The organism is Sphaerisporangium sp. NPDC051017 (genome assembly GCF_040683095.1).
Taxonomy (GTDB): domain Bacteria; phylum Actinomycetota; class Actinomycetes; order Streptosporangiales; family Streptosporangiaceae; genus Sphaerisporangium.
Window position 1 is genome coordinate 38,684 of the sequence record NZ_JBFBCI010000015.1, and the last position, 14,095, is coordinate 52,778.

General features: G+C 70.9%; 10 protein-coding genes. 2 read left to right on the forward strand and 8 right to left on the reverse strand.

Features of this window, described 5'->3' with window-relative positions; genetic code table 11:
• Positions 1 to 19: 19 nt before the first annotated feature.
• Complete coding sequence (locus AB0M95_RS15295; protein WP_363764099.1) at positions 20 to 955, reverse strand: hypothetical protein; 936 nt, start codon at positions 953 to 955, stop codon at positions 20 to 22.
• Between the two features lie 625 nt (positions 956 to 1,580).
• Here AB0M95_RS15295 and AB0M95_RS15300 point away from each other — a divergent pair.
• Positions 1,581 to 1,730 (forward strand): hypothetical protein, encoded by a 150-nt coding sequence (locus AB0M95_RS15300; protein WP_363764102.1) that lies wholly within the window; start codon positions 1,581 to 1,583, stop codon positions 1,728 to 1,730.
• Between the two features lie 140 nt (positions 1,731 to 1,870).
• Here AB0M95_RS15300 and AB0M95_RS15305 read toward each other — a convergent pair whose 3' ends face one another.
• The 5 genes from AB0M95_RS15305 to AB0M95_RS15325 all read right to left on the reverse strand — a co-directional run bounded on the left by AB0M95_RS15305 (position 1,871) and on the right by AB0M95_RS15325 (position 7,246).
• On the reverse strand, positions 1,871 to 2,377 hold the full coding sequence (locus AB0M95_RS15305) for a methylated-DNA--[protein]-cysteine S-methyltransferase (RefSeq protein WP_363764105.1): 507 nt from the start codon (positions 2,375 to 2,377) through the stop codon (positions 1,871 to 1,873).
• Complete coding sequence (locus tag AB0M95_RS15310) at positions 2,374 to 3,987, reverse strand: AlkA N-terminal domain-containing protein (protein WP_363764108.1); 1,614 nt, start codon at positions 3,985 to 3,987, stop codon at positions 2,374 to 2,376. The genes AB0M95_RS15305 and AB0M95_RS15310 overlap by 4 nt, the downstream gene beginning before the upstream one ends.
• Positions 3,988 to 4,379: 392 nt before the next feature.
• Positions 4,380 to 5,327 (reverse strand): NYN domain-containing protein, encoded by a 948-nt coding sequence (locus tag AB0M95_RS15315; protein WP_358524778.1) that lies wholly within the window; start codon positions 5,325 to 5,327, stop codon positions 4,380 to 4,382.
• Positions 5,328 to 5,431: 104 nt separating this feature from the next.
• On the reverse strand, positions 5,432 to 5,635 hold the full coding sequence (locus AB0M95_RS15320) for an acyl-CoA carboxylase subunit epsilon (RefSeq protein ID WP_358524776.1): 204 nt from the start codon (positions 5,633 to 5,635) through the stop codon (positions 5,432 to 5,434).
• A gap of 12 nt (positions 5,636 to 5,647) precedes the next feature.
• On the reverse strand, positions 5,648 to 7,246 hold the full coding sequence (locus AB0M95_RS15325; RefSeq protein ID WP_363764112.1) for an acyl-CoA carboxylase subunit beta: 1,599 nt from the start codon (positions 7,244 to 7,246) through the stop codon (positions 5,648 to 5,650).
• A gap of 271 nt (positions 7,247 to 7,517) precedes the next feature.
• Here AB0M95_RS15325 and AB0M95_RS15330 point away from each other — a divergent pair, with 271 nt between their 5' ends.
• A complete protein-coding gene (locus AB0M95_RS15330; RefSeq protein ID WP_363764115.1) occupies positions 7,518 to 10,298 on the forward strand; it encodes a phosphoenolpyruvate carboxylase in 2,781 nt (926 codons plus the stop codon).
• Between the two features lie 215 nt (positions 10,299 to 10,513).
• On the opposite strand, the gene AB0M95_RS15335 is transcribed toward AB0M95_RS15330, so the two are convergent.
• Together AB0M95_RS15335 and AB0M95_RS15340 are read right to left on the reverse strand one after the other, a co-directional pair.
• Positions 10,514 to 11,509, reverse strand: coding sequence for a formate dehydrogenase accessory sulfurtransferase FdhD (locus AB0M95_RS15335; protein ID WP_363764118.1), 996 nt, complete (start codon positions 11,507 to 11,509; stop codon positions 10,514 to 10,516).
• Positions 11,510 to 11,719: 210 nt separating this feature from the next.
• Positions 11,720 to 13,927, reverse strand: a complete 2,208-nt coding sequence (locus AB0M95_RS15340) for an FdhF/YdeP family oxidoreductase (protein ID WP_358524766.1) — start codon at positions 13,925 to 13,927, stop codon at positions 11,720 to 11,722.
• Between the last annotated feature and the right edge of the window lie 168 nt (positions 13,928 to 14,095).

The following is a 14,095-nucleotide window of genomic DNA, read 5'->3' on the forward strand; positions in this document are numbered from 1 at the left end:
CCCCGGTGGGACCGCGCCCCTAATGGCGGTAGGTGTTGCGCGTGTAGTTCAGGCTGTAGGTGCCCAGGTTGGCGAAGTACTTGGAGATCAGGTACGCGGGGTCGGTGGCGATGACGCCGGGCTGCAGGTCGCTGCCGTCGTCCATGTCGTCCCAGGCCCACGGCGCGTGGGCGGCGTTCGCGCGGCCGTTGTCGCCCGCGAACGTGCCCCAGGACGCGTACGGCTGGGCGTCGAAGCGGCGGTCCCACAGGCCGCCCGCGCCGAAGATGTCGACCAGGCGGTAGGCGACCGACCGGTCGTCGCCGCCGGACGGCACCTCGCCGTCCCCGCGGCTCGGGTAGTAGACGATGCCGTCGCCGCCGGGGAAGCCGCCGCCGTTCCACGCCTTGTAGCCGTGGCCCTTGGCCTCCTGGAAGCCGGTCGGGTGCGCCTGGCCGTCCCAGTTCTGCATGATCAGGGTGCCGTCGATGTTCTCGCGCCCGTTGGTGAACGGGCTGCCCGGCGGCGTGTAGGAGTAGAAGTTGTCATGGGACAGCGTGACCATCGCCTGGAGCACGCCGTACTGGCTGCCGTCCTTCCTGACCGTGAGCAGCAGCCCTTCCATGTCGTTCTCGTGCGGGCCGAGCGTCTTCCAGTCGCGCGGGTGGAAGAAGGCGTACGTGATGAACCAGTGGGTGTCGGTTTCTACCACCGAGTAGTAGACCGTGCCGACGAGCCGGGGGACGTTCGCGTCGAGGTTCTCCCAGTTGTTGCGCGTGTTCCAGTCTCCGTCGTAGTCCACCGGGGCCAGATAGTCGGCCGTGTACTTGGACGAGGCGCTGTCCTGGTAGTGGATGGGGGCCCATCGGTACGCGAGGTCCGCGTCGCCGGCCGCGGCGTCCGCCGTCCCTGTGATGCCGATCACCGCGATGGCCGATACCGCGAGGACGAGTGAGGCGAGCTTACGTCGGAGCATGCCGAATCTCCCGTGACTAGGGGGTTTGGTCCGGGTCACGGTGAACGTAAATCGGGAAATCCATGCTGAAAAGAGCGGCGACGACCCTTCACGCGGAGATCATGGTCCCGTCACGACACGTTCGGCCCCGGGTCCGGGATGGGTCCGGCGCTTGGCCCGGGTGCTCGCGGGCCGATGTCCGGAAACCGGGTCCGCTCCGGGGCCTCCGTGCCAGGATCATGGGTCATGCCGCGCCGGCGGCATGTCGCCCGGACCTTTGCGGAGGAACCCGCGTGAAGCAGCTCATCGCAGCGCTGAAGCGAGCCCTCGCGGGCCCGCTTCAGCGCTGCCTAGCCAGGAACCTCGGGTGTTCACACCCGAGAGGAATGGTTTCCCTATTTGTGGTTTCGTTGTTACTCTCGGTGATGCAGTGACGGGATTGAACGCACCCGGTTCGCTGGGGAACGGCTCTCTGGTCCGTTATCGGCACTGCGACACGCGGCATGGCTTGCCATGCCGGGCAGTGAGTCACGCTGCCGTACGCGGCCCGAACTGTCGACGCCATCGACGGCGAGGAGCTGCAAGCTCGGTCGTTCACGACCGAGAAGCTGACTGGCGACTGCTCTGGCTGCGCCACGCCAAGTTCGTGGTCGGCGTGACGGGGGGAACGCTGCGCGTCGACTCCCTGGAGATCCTGGAAGCCCGCTGGTTCACCCCTGACACCCTCCCCGAAGGCCTCCAGGAGAGCCACCGCCCGCTGATCCGGCCTGTGACCGTCCGAGACGGTCAGGCATAAAGGTTGCGGGTCACTCCGTGACCAGTGAATGAGCGCTCACTCCGTCGTGGTGGCCGTCCATCCACGTCGGCGACGTTCTCGAGGCGTATCAGCGCCGCTGCCTGCTCGGTGACGGTCTCGCCGGGGCGGTGGCCACGCCGTCACAGGGCCTTCTCGTGGCCGAGGAGCCATTCCTTCACGTGCGGGCCGTAGTAGTAGCCGCCGAAGCCGCCCGCCTGCGGCAGCACGCGGTGGCAGGGGACGAAGGGGGCGATCAGGTTCTGCGCGCAGGCGCCTCCCGCCGCGCGGGCCGCCGTCTTCGGCATGCCGGCGCGCTCGGCCAGCTCGGCGTAGGACACGGTCGTCCCCGGCGGGACGGCGCGCAGGGCGGCCAGAAGGCGCTGGCGGCGGGGCGTGCCCGGCTGTTCGACCTCCACACCGTCCAGTGCGAACAGGTCTCCGTCGAGGTAGTCCCGCACGGCCTGCGCCGGCTTGCCGAGGTCGTCCACGACGTTCAGGGGGAGCGCCCTGAGCGCCGGGGAGAGCCGGGCGAACATCTCGAGGGGCGCGCCGGTGAAGCCGGCCGCGACCAGCACGCCGCCGTGCGTGAGCAGCGACAATGGGCCGATCGGGGTGGGCAGGACCTGCGCGTCGATCGTCTCGGTCATAGGGTGCTCCAGAGGTAGAGAGCGGCGTACGCCCGCCAGGGGCGCCACCGTTCGACGTCGTGTTCGGTGATGTCGAGCGCCTTCATCGCCTTGCGCAGGGCGAGATCGCCCGAGGGCCAGGCGTCCGGGTCGCGCAGGGCGCGCATCACGATGTAACCAGTGGTCCACGGGCCGATTCCCGGGATCTCCATCAACCGCGCCGCCGTCTCGGCCGGGTCGGCGCCTCCGTCCAGGTGGATCTCGCCCTTGGCCGTCCTCTCGGCGAGGATCTTGAGCGTCTCTACCCGCCGCCCGGTCATGCCGAGACCGGTGAGATCCGCCCCGGCGAGCTGCCCGGCGGTGGGGAAGAGCAGGTACGGCCGCCCGCCGTCCACCTCGGGCGCACCCGTGGCACCACGACCGTCACGGCCGGCGGGGACGGGGGCGTCCGGTGGGGCAGGTTCGGCGGGGGCTCCCGCGCGGGATGCGATGCGGCCGAGAAGGGTTCTGGCGCCCGCCACGGACACCTGCTGGCCCACCACCGCGCGGACGGCCAGTTCGAAACCGTCGAAGGCGCCGGGGACGCGCAGCCCGGGACGGGCTTCGACGAGCGGACGCAGCATGGTGGTCCTGAGCGCGTCGGCGATGGCGTCGGGGTCGGCGTCCAGGTCGAGCAGGCGGCGGCAGCGGGAGACGATCCTGGCGAGGTGACGGGTGTCGTCCAGCGTCACCGACAGGTCGATGTGGCCGTCGGCGGGCGTCAGCGTGATGACGCCCCCGGGGACGGCGCGGCGGTAGACCGTGGAGGTCGCCTGCTCGACGCCCGGGATCGCCCGCGCCGCGAGGAACCCGAGCAGGTTGCCGGCGTCGTACGGCTTGCGGTGGTTGAGCCTGAGGGTCAGCGCTGCCGGGGTGCCCTGCGCGAGCGCCCTTCCGTCCACCCGGGTACGGGGGGCGGAGGTCAGCGGCCGGCCGCGAGGGTCCGCTGGAGGTGACAGGGCGGGGTCGCCGTTCGGAGGAGGAGGGCCGGCGGGCTTTCCGGTCGGCCGGGTACGAGGTCCGGACGACTTGCGGAGGTCGCTGGGGGCGAAGCCGTAGGCATCCTTCATCGTGGCGTTGAACTGGCGGACGCTGCCGAAGCCCGCCGCGAAGGCGACATCGCTGATCGACAGGGACGTCTCGGTCAGAAGCTGCTTGGCCAGCAGGAGCCGTCGCGTCCTCGCCACCGCCAGCGGCCCCGCGCCGAGGCGCGCGGTGAACAGGCGCAGAAGGTGGCGCTCGGTCACGTGCAACCGGCCCGCGAGCCCGGCGACGCCGTACTCGTCGGCCACGCCGTCGTCGATCAGCCGAAGCGCCCGCCCGACCAGGTCGGCGGCGACGTCCCAGCCGGGGTCGCCGGGGCTGAGCTCGGGGCGGCAGCGGCGGCACGGGCGGAACCCGGCGGCCTCGGCGGAGGCGGCGTGCCGGTAGAAGCGGACGTTCTGCCGGGCTGGTGTACGCGCGGGGCAGACGGGCCTGCAGTAGATGCCCGTCGACGTGACGGCCGTATAGAACCGCCCGTCGAACCTGGTGTCCCGGGCGCTGACCGCCCGGTAACAGGAGTCGAAGTCGAGCGTCTGATGGGGTGTCACACCCTCACGCTATGCCCCGCCGAAGGCGAGCCACTGGCGGAATTCGGACCTCACCATCTCCCGCCGTGCGCCCGTGAAGCGATCTTCCATCGGTGGGGTGACCAGACGATACCGCGAGGGATGCACCACGCGTACAGGATGATCTAGCGGAAATCGGACACATCCGTTGGGCGTGGTTGCCGGTGGGCCGCCGTTATGGGCGCCGTGTTCGCCGGCCTACGTCCCACCGCGTCGGCGCCCGTGAGAACGAGCCCCACGGCGGGGAAATGAGCGAGCCCCTGCTGGGGATGTGGTGAGGCCGGTGCTGGGGGAGGCATGGGGTGGGGGAGGCATGGGGTGGGGGAGGTGATGGGGGGAGAAATGGGCTGGCTGCGGTTTTGGGGCGCGGGTGGTTACTTGGTGGAGATGCCGACTCCCAGGTCGAATTCTCGGTAGACGCGGGCCCAGAAGCCGTCGCGGAGCCAGACGCGGGCCTCGGGGTACGGGCGCAGGGAGTGGCCCAGTTCCTTTTCGGCCTCGATGAGTAGTTCGGTGTCGATGACGGTCGGCAGGAGTGGGCCGGGAAGCAGGTCGCGGATGTTGTCGCGGCCGCGGGTGAGTATCCACTTCTGCGCGACGTGCTCGCCGACCTCCTCGACCCTCGGGCGGCTCGGGCCGAGCTTGGTGACCTGGCCGGGGTGCTTGACGGCGGGCTTGGCGCTGATCGGCGTGCGTCCGGCGAAGACCTGGGCGGGCGAGGGCGGGGAGGGCGCCGCGGCGGGGACGACCTGGGCGGCGCGGCTGAAGTAGGGGCGCAGGAAGTCGGCGCCCAGTTCCTCGACGGTGTCGGACTCCCATACGAGCCGTTCGGCCTGATTCGTTCCATACGGGGGCTCGACACCCCACAGGTGGATGCGCACGCCGAAGGTCTGCGCGGCCTCGACGGCGGGCACCATGTCCTCGTCCCCGGCGATGAGGACGGTGTCGCTCACCGCGTGGTGGCGGGCCAGCGCCTCGAGGTCGCTGCGGATCTGCGCGTCGACGCCCTTCTGCTGCCCCCGGGCGTTCAGGTTGCCGAGGCGGACCTTCACCCAGGGAAGCTGGGCGATGACCCGCTGGTCGACGGTGGGCACGCGGTCGCGGGCGGCGTCGTACCAGTAGACGCGGAGGAGCTCACCGGGGATGCGCTCCATGGCATGCTTCTTGAGTGCCTGGATGAGCTCGTCGGCGGAGACGCGGTATTCTTTGCGCTCTTTGGCGCCCAAGAGGACCTCGCCCGCGGCCGCGTAGAGGTAGCCGACATCCACGAGTACGGCGTATTTGGCCGCCACTGGATGCGGTGTGAGGTCCGGGATTGCCATGCTCTCCTCCAGGGCCTCTGACTCAGGCGATGATCGGCTGACTATATTCCCCCATTTCTAGATAGTCCCAACTCTTGGCTCGCTTGACACCCACTTCCGAAGATCTAATGAGGTCGTGAGCTCGCTCGCCACGCCCCCGCCCCTGCGAAGAGTGGTGTTCTCATCAGGTGTGCAGGGTTACGCCACGAAGCTGGCTTTTGGGCGGGTTGCGGGGGAGTTGCCGCCCTTGTCGCCACCGCGATGACCAGCGCGGCTAGTTCCTCCGGCGTGGCCGCCCCGTGCACGACCCTCAGATACGGCTGAGCCATGGACCCTTCCTCCTACAGCGGGATGTTGCCGTGCTTCTTCGGCGGCAGGGTCGCCCGCTTGTTGCGCAGCGCGCGCAGCGCCCGGACGATCTTGATCCGGGTGTCCGACGGGCGGATCACCGCGTCGACGTACCCCCGCTCGGCCGCCAGGTAGGGGTTGGCGAGCGTGTCCTCGTAGTCGGCGATCAGGCGCGCGCGCTCCTTCTCCGGCTCCTCGGCCGTCGCCAGCTCGCGGCGGTACAGGATGTTCACCGCGCCCTGCGCGCCCATCACGGCGATCTGCGCCGTCGGCCACGCCAGGTTGATGTCGGCGCCGAGGTGCTTGGACCCCATGACGTCGTACGCCCCGCCGTACGCCTTGCGGGTGATGACGGTGACCAGCGGAACGGTCGCCTCGGCGTAGGCGTACAGCAGCTTGGCCCCGCGCCGGATGATTCCGTTCCACTCCTGGTCGGTGCCCGGGAGGAAGCCGGGCACGTCCACGAATGTCAGGACGGGGATGTTGAAGGCATCGCAGGTGCGGACGAACCGCGCGGCCTTCTCGGAGGCGGCGATGTCGAGCGTCCCGGCGAAGCTCATCGGCTGGTTGGCGACGACCCCGACCGGCCGCCCCTCGACCCGCCCGAACCCGACCACGATGTTCGGCGCGAACCCGGCGTGGATCTCCAGGAACTCGCCGTCGTCCAGGACGTGCTCGATCACCTGGTGCATGTCGTATGGCTGGTTGGCCGAGTCGGGGATCAGCACGTCCAGCTCGCGGTCGGCGTCGGTGACCGTGAGCTCGGCCGGGCTGTCGAAGGCCGGCGCCTCGTCCATGTTGTTGGACGGCAGGTACGACAGCAGCGCCCGGGCGAACTCCAGGCAGTCGGCCTCGTCCACGGCCTCGTAGTGCGCGACGCCCGACTTGGAGTTGTGGGTGTGCGCGCCGCCGAGCTCCTCGAAGGTGACCTCCTCGCCGGTCACCGTCTTGATCACGTCCGGCCCGGTGATGAACATGTGGGACTTCTCGCGCACCATCAGCACGAAGTCCGTGAGCGCGGGCGAGTACACCGCGCCTCCCGCGCAAGGCCCCATGATCAGCGAGATCTGCGGGATCACGCCCGAGGCGTGCACGTTGCGCTTGAAGATCTCGGCGTAGAGCCCGAGTGAGACGACCCCCTCCTGGATGCGGGCGCCGCCGGAGTCGTTGATGCCGACCACCGGGCAGCCCGTCTTCAGGGCGTGGTCCATGACCTTGACGATCTTCCCGCCGAAGACCTCGCCGAGCGAGCCGCCGAAGATGGTGAAGTCCTGCGCGAACACCGCCACCGGGCGGCCGGACACCGTGCCGTAGCCGGTTACCACGCCGTCGCCGTACGGGCGCTCGCGCTCCAGGCCGAAGTTGGACGACCGGTGGCGGGCCAGCTCGTCGAACTCGACGAACGACCCCTCGTCCAGGAAGTCGACCAGCCGCTCGCGGGCGGTCATCTTCCCCTTGGCGTGCTGCTTCTCGACCGCACGCGCGGAACCGGCGTGCGCGGCCTCGTCGAGGCGCCGCTCAAGGTCGGCGATCTTGCCCGCGGTGGTGTGCGGGTCGACGCCCTCGCTGTGTGACACGGGCTCAGCGCTCATGCCCGTAGGGTAGTCCTCCCGCGAACGACGCCGTCACACCGAGTCGCCGGTCGGCCCACCCGATCGGAAATCTAGGGCGCGGACGCCTGGCTTCAGCCATGGGAGATCATCGCCGCCGTCTCCCGGCCCGCCTGAGGCACTTTGTCCGAGGCCCTGTTAGAGGCCCTGTTAGATGCCCTGTCCGAGGTTCCCGACAGGCCGTCGCATTGGTCTAGTCCATTAGGTGAGACCGGTATCCAGCTCCGGCCGGCGCTTGGATACCCTTCCTGCTATGGCCGCCATCGCTTCGCAGCAGGCAGACCGTTCCTTCACCGAACGGCACAGCGCCGTTTCCGAGATGCCAGACGAGCTGCGCGCCGACGTGCGCATGCTCGGTGAGTCGTTGGGTCGCGTGATCGCCGAGGACGGCGGGCCCGACCTGTTGTCCGACGTCGAACGCCTCCGCAAGGCCGTGATCGCCGCCCGCAGGCGCGAGATCTCCGTCGACGAGGTGGCCGCCATGGTCGCCGAGTGGCCGATCGAGCGCAGCGTGCAGATCGCCCGTGCCTTCACCTGCTACTTCCACCTGGTCAACCTCGCCGAAGAGCACTACAGGATCCGCATTCTGAGGTCCCGGGACACCGGCGAGGCGGCCCTGCCCGACTCGCTGGCCCAGGCCGTCGCCGAGCTCAAGCACGACCTCGGCGAGGACGAGCTGACGCGGCTCATCGCCGACCTGGAGTTCCGGCCGGTGCTGACCGCCCACCCGACCGAGGCCCGCCGCCGCGCGATCGCCACGGCCATCCAGCGGATCAGCGCCCAACTCGCCGAGTACAACGCGCCCGAGCGCGGCGCCCAGGAGCGGCAGGAGGCCCACCGCCGCCTCCTGGAGGAGATCGACCTCCTCTGGCGCACGGCCCAGCTCCGGCACACCAAGCTCGACCCGCTCGACGAGGTCCGCACCGCGATGGCGGCCTTCGACGAGACGCTCTTCCGCACCGTCCCGCGCGTCTACCGGTCCCTGGACGCCGCGCTCGCCGAGGGCACCGGCACCCGCGAGCCGAAGGCCAAGGCGTACATCCGCTACGGAAGCTGGATCGGCGGCGACCGCGACGGCAACCCCAACGTCACCGCCCGCGTCACCCGCGAGGCCGTGCTGATCCAGGCCGACCACGTCCTGACGGCCCTGGAGAACGCCGCCACCCGCATCGGGCGCGCACTCACCGTCTCGGTCACCTTCGGCGGCCCGAGCAAGGACCTCGCCGACGCGATCGCCCTGGCCGTCGACGACCACCCCGAGCTGGTCTCCGAGCTGGCCACCCGCGCGCCCCGCGAGTCGCACCGGCAGTGGATGCTGTTCGTGGCCGCCCGCATCGCCGCCACCCGCCGCCGCGACCTCGACCTCGCCTACCGCTCGCCGGACGAGCTGCTGCGCGACCTGCGCACCTGCCAGGCGTCCCTGGTCGCCGGCGGGGCCGTCCGGCAGGCGTACGGCGAGATCCAGCAGCTCATCTGGCAGGTCGAGACCTTCGGGTTCCACCTCGCCGAGCTGGAGGTCCGCCAGCACTCCCAGGTCCACGCCACGGCCCTGGAGGAGCTGCGGGAGGGCAAGACCTCGGAGCGCACCGAGGAGGTCCTGGCGACCATCCGCATGATCGCCTGGATCCAGGAGCGCTTCGGCGTCCGCGCCTGCCACCGGTACGTCGTGTCCTTCACCCGCTCGGCCGACGACGTCGCCGCCGTGTACGAGCTGGCCGAGCACGCCCTCGGCGCCCGCGCGCCCGTCCTGGACGTCGTGCCGCTCTTCGAGTCCGGGGAGGACCTCGCCAACTCGGCGGACGTCCTCAGCGGCATGCTGCGCATCCCCGCCGTCCAGCGGCGCCTGGAGCAGGCCGGCCGGCGCCTGGAGGTCATGCTCGGGTACTCCGACTCGGCCAAGGAGCTCGGCCCCGCCGCCGCCACCCTCAAGCTGTACGACGCGCAAGCCGAGCTGGCGTCCTGGGCGCTCACCAACGACATCCGGCTGACGCTCTTCCATGGCCGCGGCGGCGCGCTCGGCCGGGGCGGCGGGCCCGCCAACCGGGCCGTGCTCGCCCAGGCCCCCGGGTCGGTGTCCGGCCGGTTCAAGGTCACCGAGCAGGGCGAGGTCATCTTCGCCCGGTACGGCCACCCGGCCATCGCCCTGCGCCACATCGAGCAGGTCACCAACGCGGTGCTGCTCGCCTCCACCCCCTCGGTGGAGTCCCGCACGGCCGACGCCGCCGCGCGCTACCGCCTGCTGGCCGAGCGGGTCGCCTCCGCCTCCGAGCATGCCTACCGCTCGCTCACCGAGGCGCCCGGTTTCCCCGAGTGGTTCGGCCTGGTCAGTCCGCTGGAGGAGATCGGCTCCCTGCGCCTCGGCTCCCGCCCGGCCCGCCGCGGCCTCGGCGCGCCCAAGTCCCTCGACGACCTGCGGGCGATCCCGTGGGTGTTCGCGTGGGCGCAGACCCGCGTCAACCTCCCCGGCTGGTACGGCCTCGGCAGCGGCCTCCTCGCCGCCACCCGCTCCGCCGAGGACGCCGCGCCGAGCGCTCCCGTCACGACGGCCGCCGCCTCACCGGAAAACGGGCGAGCGGAGTCGCCGGCCGAGACGGGGCGGGCGGGGTCGCCGGTCGAGATCGGGCCGGGGCTGGAGGAGCTGCGCCGGGCCTACCGCGAGTGGCCGCTGTTCGCCTCGCTGCTGGACAACGCCGAGATGTCCCTGGCCAAGACCGACCGCCAGATCGCCGCCCGCTACCTGGCCCTCGGCGGACGCCAGGACTTCGCCGACCAGGTCCTCGCCGAGTACGACCTGACCCGCGAGCTGGTCCTCGCGGTGACGGGCCACTCCCGCCTGCTGGAAAGCCGGCGCGTCCTGTCCCGCGCCGTCCAGCTCCGCGACCCGTACGTCGACGCGCTCTCCCACCTGCAACTGCGAGCCCTGTCGGCCCTCCGTGCCGCCTCCGACCTCAGCGGAGACGAACGCGAACGCCTCGAAACCCTCCTGCTCCTCAGCGTCAACGGCGTGGCCGCCGGCCTCCAGAACACCGGCTGACGCCCGGCGCCTCGCAGGCGATTGTGGCCCTTGGTAATCGATCGGTCAGCGCTAAGTTAGGAAACCGCCTGCGAGTTGACCTCGGCCTCGGTAGTCCCTATAAAGAAGGTACTGCTCCCCGCCGTCCCGGCTGTGCCTGGACTGGCGGGGATTATTTTTGTGATGCTTCGTGGCCGATCGCGTCATCTTGTTCCTTTCCCGCTCCGCTGATCGGCTTACGCCCTTGCCTCAGGCAGAGTGACGCGGTCGGGGCCCGAGTAGATGTTGAAGCGTTCGTCTCTGAGGAAGCCGACCAAGGTCATGTTGAACTCTCGGGCCAGGTTCACGGCGAGGGAGGAGGGGGCCGAGACGCCGCAGACCATGGGGAGGCCTGCTGCCAGGGCTTTTTGCATGATCTCGTAGCTGGTTCTGCCGCTCACCAGGAGGAGGCGGGACGTCAGGGGGAGGCGGCCGGACAGGAGGGCCCAGCCGACGAGTTTGTCGACGGCGTTGTGGCGGCCGACGTCCTCGCGCAGGGCGAGCAGGGTGCCGTCGGCGGTGAAGAGACCCGCCGCGTGGAGGCCGCCGGTCTTGCCGAAGATGCCCTGGGCCTGTCTGAGGTGCCGCGGGAGGTCGTACAGGGTCTCGGCGGGGACCGGGCCGAACGGCGGGGCGGCAGGGGCGAATCCGGCACTTCCGGAGGGGTTGGCGGGGCTCCCGGGCGTGCGGGCGGTGGAGGCGTCGGGGGCGGAGGAGCCGGTGGCGCTGGAGGGGCCGGTGCCGGCTGCAGGGGTGTGGCGGGTGTTGAGGGCTTCGAGGCTGGCGGTGCCGCAGACGCCGCAGGCGCTCGATGTCATGAAATGTCGGTGCATGGTGGGTAGGTCGGGCAGGGCCGGGCCGTGCAGACGTACGGTCACCGTGTTGTAGCGGGCCTCGGGCGGCAGATCCTCGTCGGTGCAGTACGCGATCGAGGCGATGTCGCCCGGCCCCGCGATGCCCTCGCCGGAGAGGAAGCCGGCGGCGAGCTCGAAGTCGGCGCCGGGGGTGCGCATGGTGACGGCGAGGGTACGGGTCTCGCCGCCGGCCGTGATGCGGATCTCCAGGGGCTCCTCGGTGGCCAGGTCGTCGCGGCGGTCGCGTACGGACGTGCGCGAGACCTCCCGGACCCGGGCCCGCGTCGTCGGCCCGGGACGCGCGGACCTCGCGGCCAGGTCGGCGTCGATGCTGGTCATGGCATGCTCCTTACCCGCGTCGCCGGCCGTCATGGGTGAGCCGAAGGTCGGTGGTCGTCGCGTGAAGGTCTCGCAGAGTCCGTACCCGCTCATGGGTGAGCCGGGGCTCGGCGGTGGTTCCGCGGACTCCGTACGCGCGCCGGGGGCCGTTGTGGGTGAGCCGGGGCCCGGCCGCGTCCGTGCCCGTGTCGGGGATCGTCATGGCGGGGGTCACAGGGCGCGGAGGGTGACGGTGGCGTTGTAGTCGGGGATGCGGGCGTCGGGGGAGCGGCGGTGCGGGTCGAGCAGGACGTTGCCCTCGGGCCAGTGGATCTGCAGGTTCCCCGGGGTGAGCGGCGCCCGCAGCACGCGCCCGGTGAATCGCCCGGCGGCCCCGGTCAGCTCGACCTCGGCGCCGTCGGCCAGCCCCAGGCGGTCGGCGTCGTACGGGCTCATCAGAACGGCCTCGCGGGTCGCGCCGTTGAAGCCGTCCCGCCGCTCGTGGACCATGCTGTTGAACTGCTTGCCGCGCCGGGTGGCGACCATGAACGCGCCGCCGGGCCGTTCGAGCGTGGGCACGGGGACGGCGGAGAAGTGGCCGAGGCCGTCCGAGGTGGGGAAACGCCCGCCAGGGCACAGGTGCCGCCCGCCGTACTGCACGTTGTCGCCGAACTTCGTGAGCCCGGCGATTCCCGTGTAGAACGGCACGGCCGCCTCGATGTCCCGCCGGATCTCCGCGGTGCCTCCCGGGTAGCGCACCCGGCCGGCCAGCTCCGGGCGGGCGCGCGCGGCCAGCTCAGTGAAGATCTTCCACTCCGGCCACGCCTCGCCGACGCGCGGCCCGGCGACCTCGGGGGAGAAGATGACGCGGCGCTCGGTCGAGGTCTCGGTGACGCCGCCCTCCATCTCGTACCGCGTCTGCGCGGGCAGCAGCAGCACGTCGCCCTCGGACTCGACCAGCATCTGGCTGGACAGGACGATGTCGACGTGGACGCGCAGCGGCAGGCGGGACAGCGCCTCGCGGCAGTACGCGGGGTCGGGCAGCACCTCCAGGAAGTTGCCGCCGGAGGAGATCAGCACGTCCAGCTCCCGCGCGTGCGCGGCGTCGATCATGTCGGTGGCGGTCAGGCCCGGCGCGACGGGCACCTCGAAGCCCCACTTCTCACCGAACATCTCGGCGTTCTCCGGGGTGACGGGCAGCCCGCCGGGCAGGCCGGTCGCGTACGCGCCCATCTCGGCGCCGCCCTGGACGCCGCTGTGCCCGCGGATCGGCATGAGCCCGCAGTTGTCGCGCCCGACGAAGCCGCGGGCCAGCGCGAGGTTGACGATCGAGCGGACGTTGTCCTCGCCGTAGGTGTGCTGGGTGATGCCCATCGACCAGACCAGCACGGCCGACTTCGCCCGGCCCAGCAGGGCGGCCAGCTCGTGCATCTGCTCGCGGGTGGCGCCGCTCAGCGCCTCCAGCTCCTCCCACGACTGCGCGGCCACCGCCGCCCGCGCCTCCTCGAAACCGGCGGTGTGGTCGTCGATGAACGCCTTGTCCAGCCAGTCGTTCTCGATCAGGTGCTTGAGCACGCCGTTGAGGAAGCCGATGTCGCCGCCGACGTTCACCCCGAAGAAGTGGTCGGTGATCTTCGTGCCGAACATCGCGGACTCGGCGTTGGACGGCACCCAGTAGCGCTCCATGCCCGGCTCGCGGTAGGCGTTGACCATCGCGACGCGGGTGCCCGCCTTCTTGGCGTGGTACAGGTACTTCATCGCGACCGGCTGGTTGTTGGACGGGTTGGACCCGATGAAGACGATCAGGTCGGAGCCGATCCAGTCGGTGTAGGAGCAGGTGGTCGCCGCGGCGCCGATGGTCTGCTTGAGCGCGACCGTGGAGGGCGAGTGGCAGATGCGCGCCGCGTTGTCGATCGAGTTGGTGCCGAGCGCCCGCACGGCCTTCTGCGCGGCGAAGTAGTTCTCGTTCGGCATCCCCCGGCTGGTGAGGTACACGCCGAGCCGGTGGCCGCGCACCTGGGACGCGGCGAGCTCCAGCGCGTCGTCCCAGCTCACGCGGGTGAACCCGGGCTCGCCCCTGCGCCGCAGCATCGGGTACGGCAGGCGGCCGAGGTCGCGCAGCGCCGCGCTGCGCATCCCGGCGAGGGGGGCGACGTCCGCCAGCAGCGAGGTGTCCAGCGCGGGCATGGTGTTCAGCTTGAGCAGGCGCAGCCGGATGTTGCACAGATGGATCTCGTCCATCGTCCAGTCGCGCATGCCGCGCGTGCCGAGCGCGCAGCCGTCGCAGGTGCCCTGGGTCAGTACGCGCCACGCGTAGCGCCGGTTGCCCTTGACCGATCGGAACGCCTTCCACAGTTCGAGGTAGTTGTTGGGTTTGCGCTCGCCGATGCCGAAGGGCTTCCAGCTCGCCCAGTTCCGAGGGTCAAGACGCTTGCTCACCGGGGGTCCACCGTTTCTCGCTTGTTCCTAGCCGGTTCCTGGCCGTTCCGAGCCGTTGCCGCCGTCTCCGGCCGTTCCGGGCGCCCGCCGCGGTCGTGCGGGCGACGTACCCATAGCATCACCCCTCCTCCCTGTTTGACCACCGGCGGCCCCGCGCGCCCGGCCGGA

Bases quoted from the DNA above. Each gene is read 5' to 3' on its own strand.
- AB0M95_RS15295 (WP_363764099.1), bottom strand. From the start codon at position 955: ATGCTCCGACGTAAGCTCGCCTCACTCGTCCTCGCGGTATCGGCCATC.
- AB0M95_RS15305 (WP_363764105.1), bottom strand. From the start codon at position 2,377: ATGACCGAGACGATCGACGCGCAGGTCCTGCCCACCCCGATCGGCCCA.
- AB0M95_RS15315 (WP_358524778.1), bottom strand. From the start codon at position 5,327: ATGGCAATCCCGGACCTCACACCGCATCCAGTGGCGGCCAAATACGCC.
- AB0M95_RS15320 (WP_358524776.1), bottom strand. From the start codon at position 5,635: ATGGCTCAGCCGTATCTGAGGGTCGTGCACGGGGCGGCCACGCCGGAG.
- AB0M95_RS15325 (WP_363764112.1), bottom strand. From the start codon at position 7,246: ATGAGCGCTGAGCCCGTGTCACACAGCGAGGGCGTCGACCCGCACACC.
- AB0M95_RS15330 (WP_363764115.1), top strand. From the start codon at position 7,518: ATGGCCGCCATCGCTTCGCAGCAGGCAGACCGTTCCTTCACCGAACGG.
- AB0M95_RS15335 (WP_363764118.1), bottom strand. From the start codon at position 11,509: ATGACCAGCATCGACGCCGACCTGGCCGCGAGGTCCGCGCGTCCCGGG.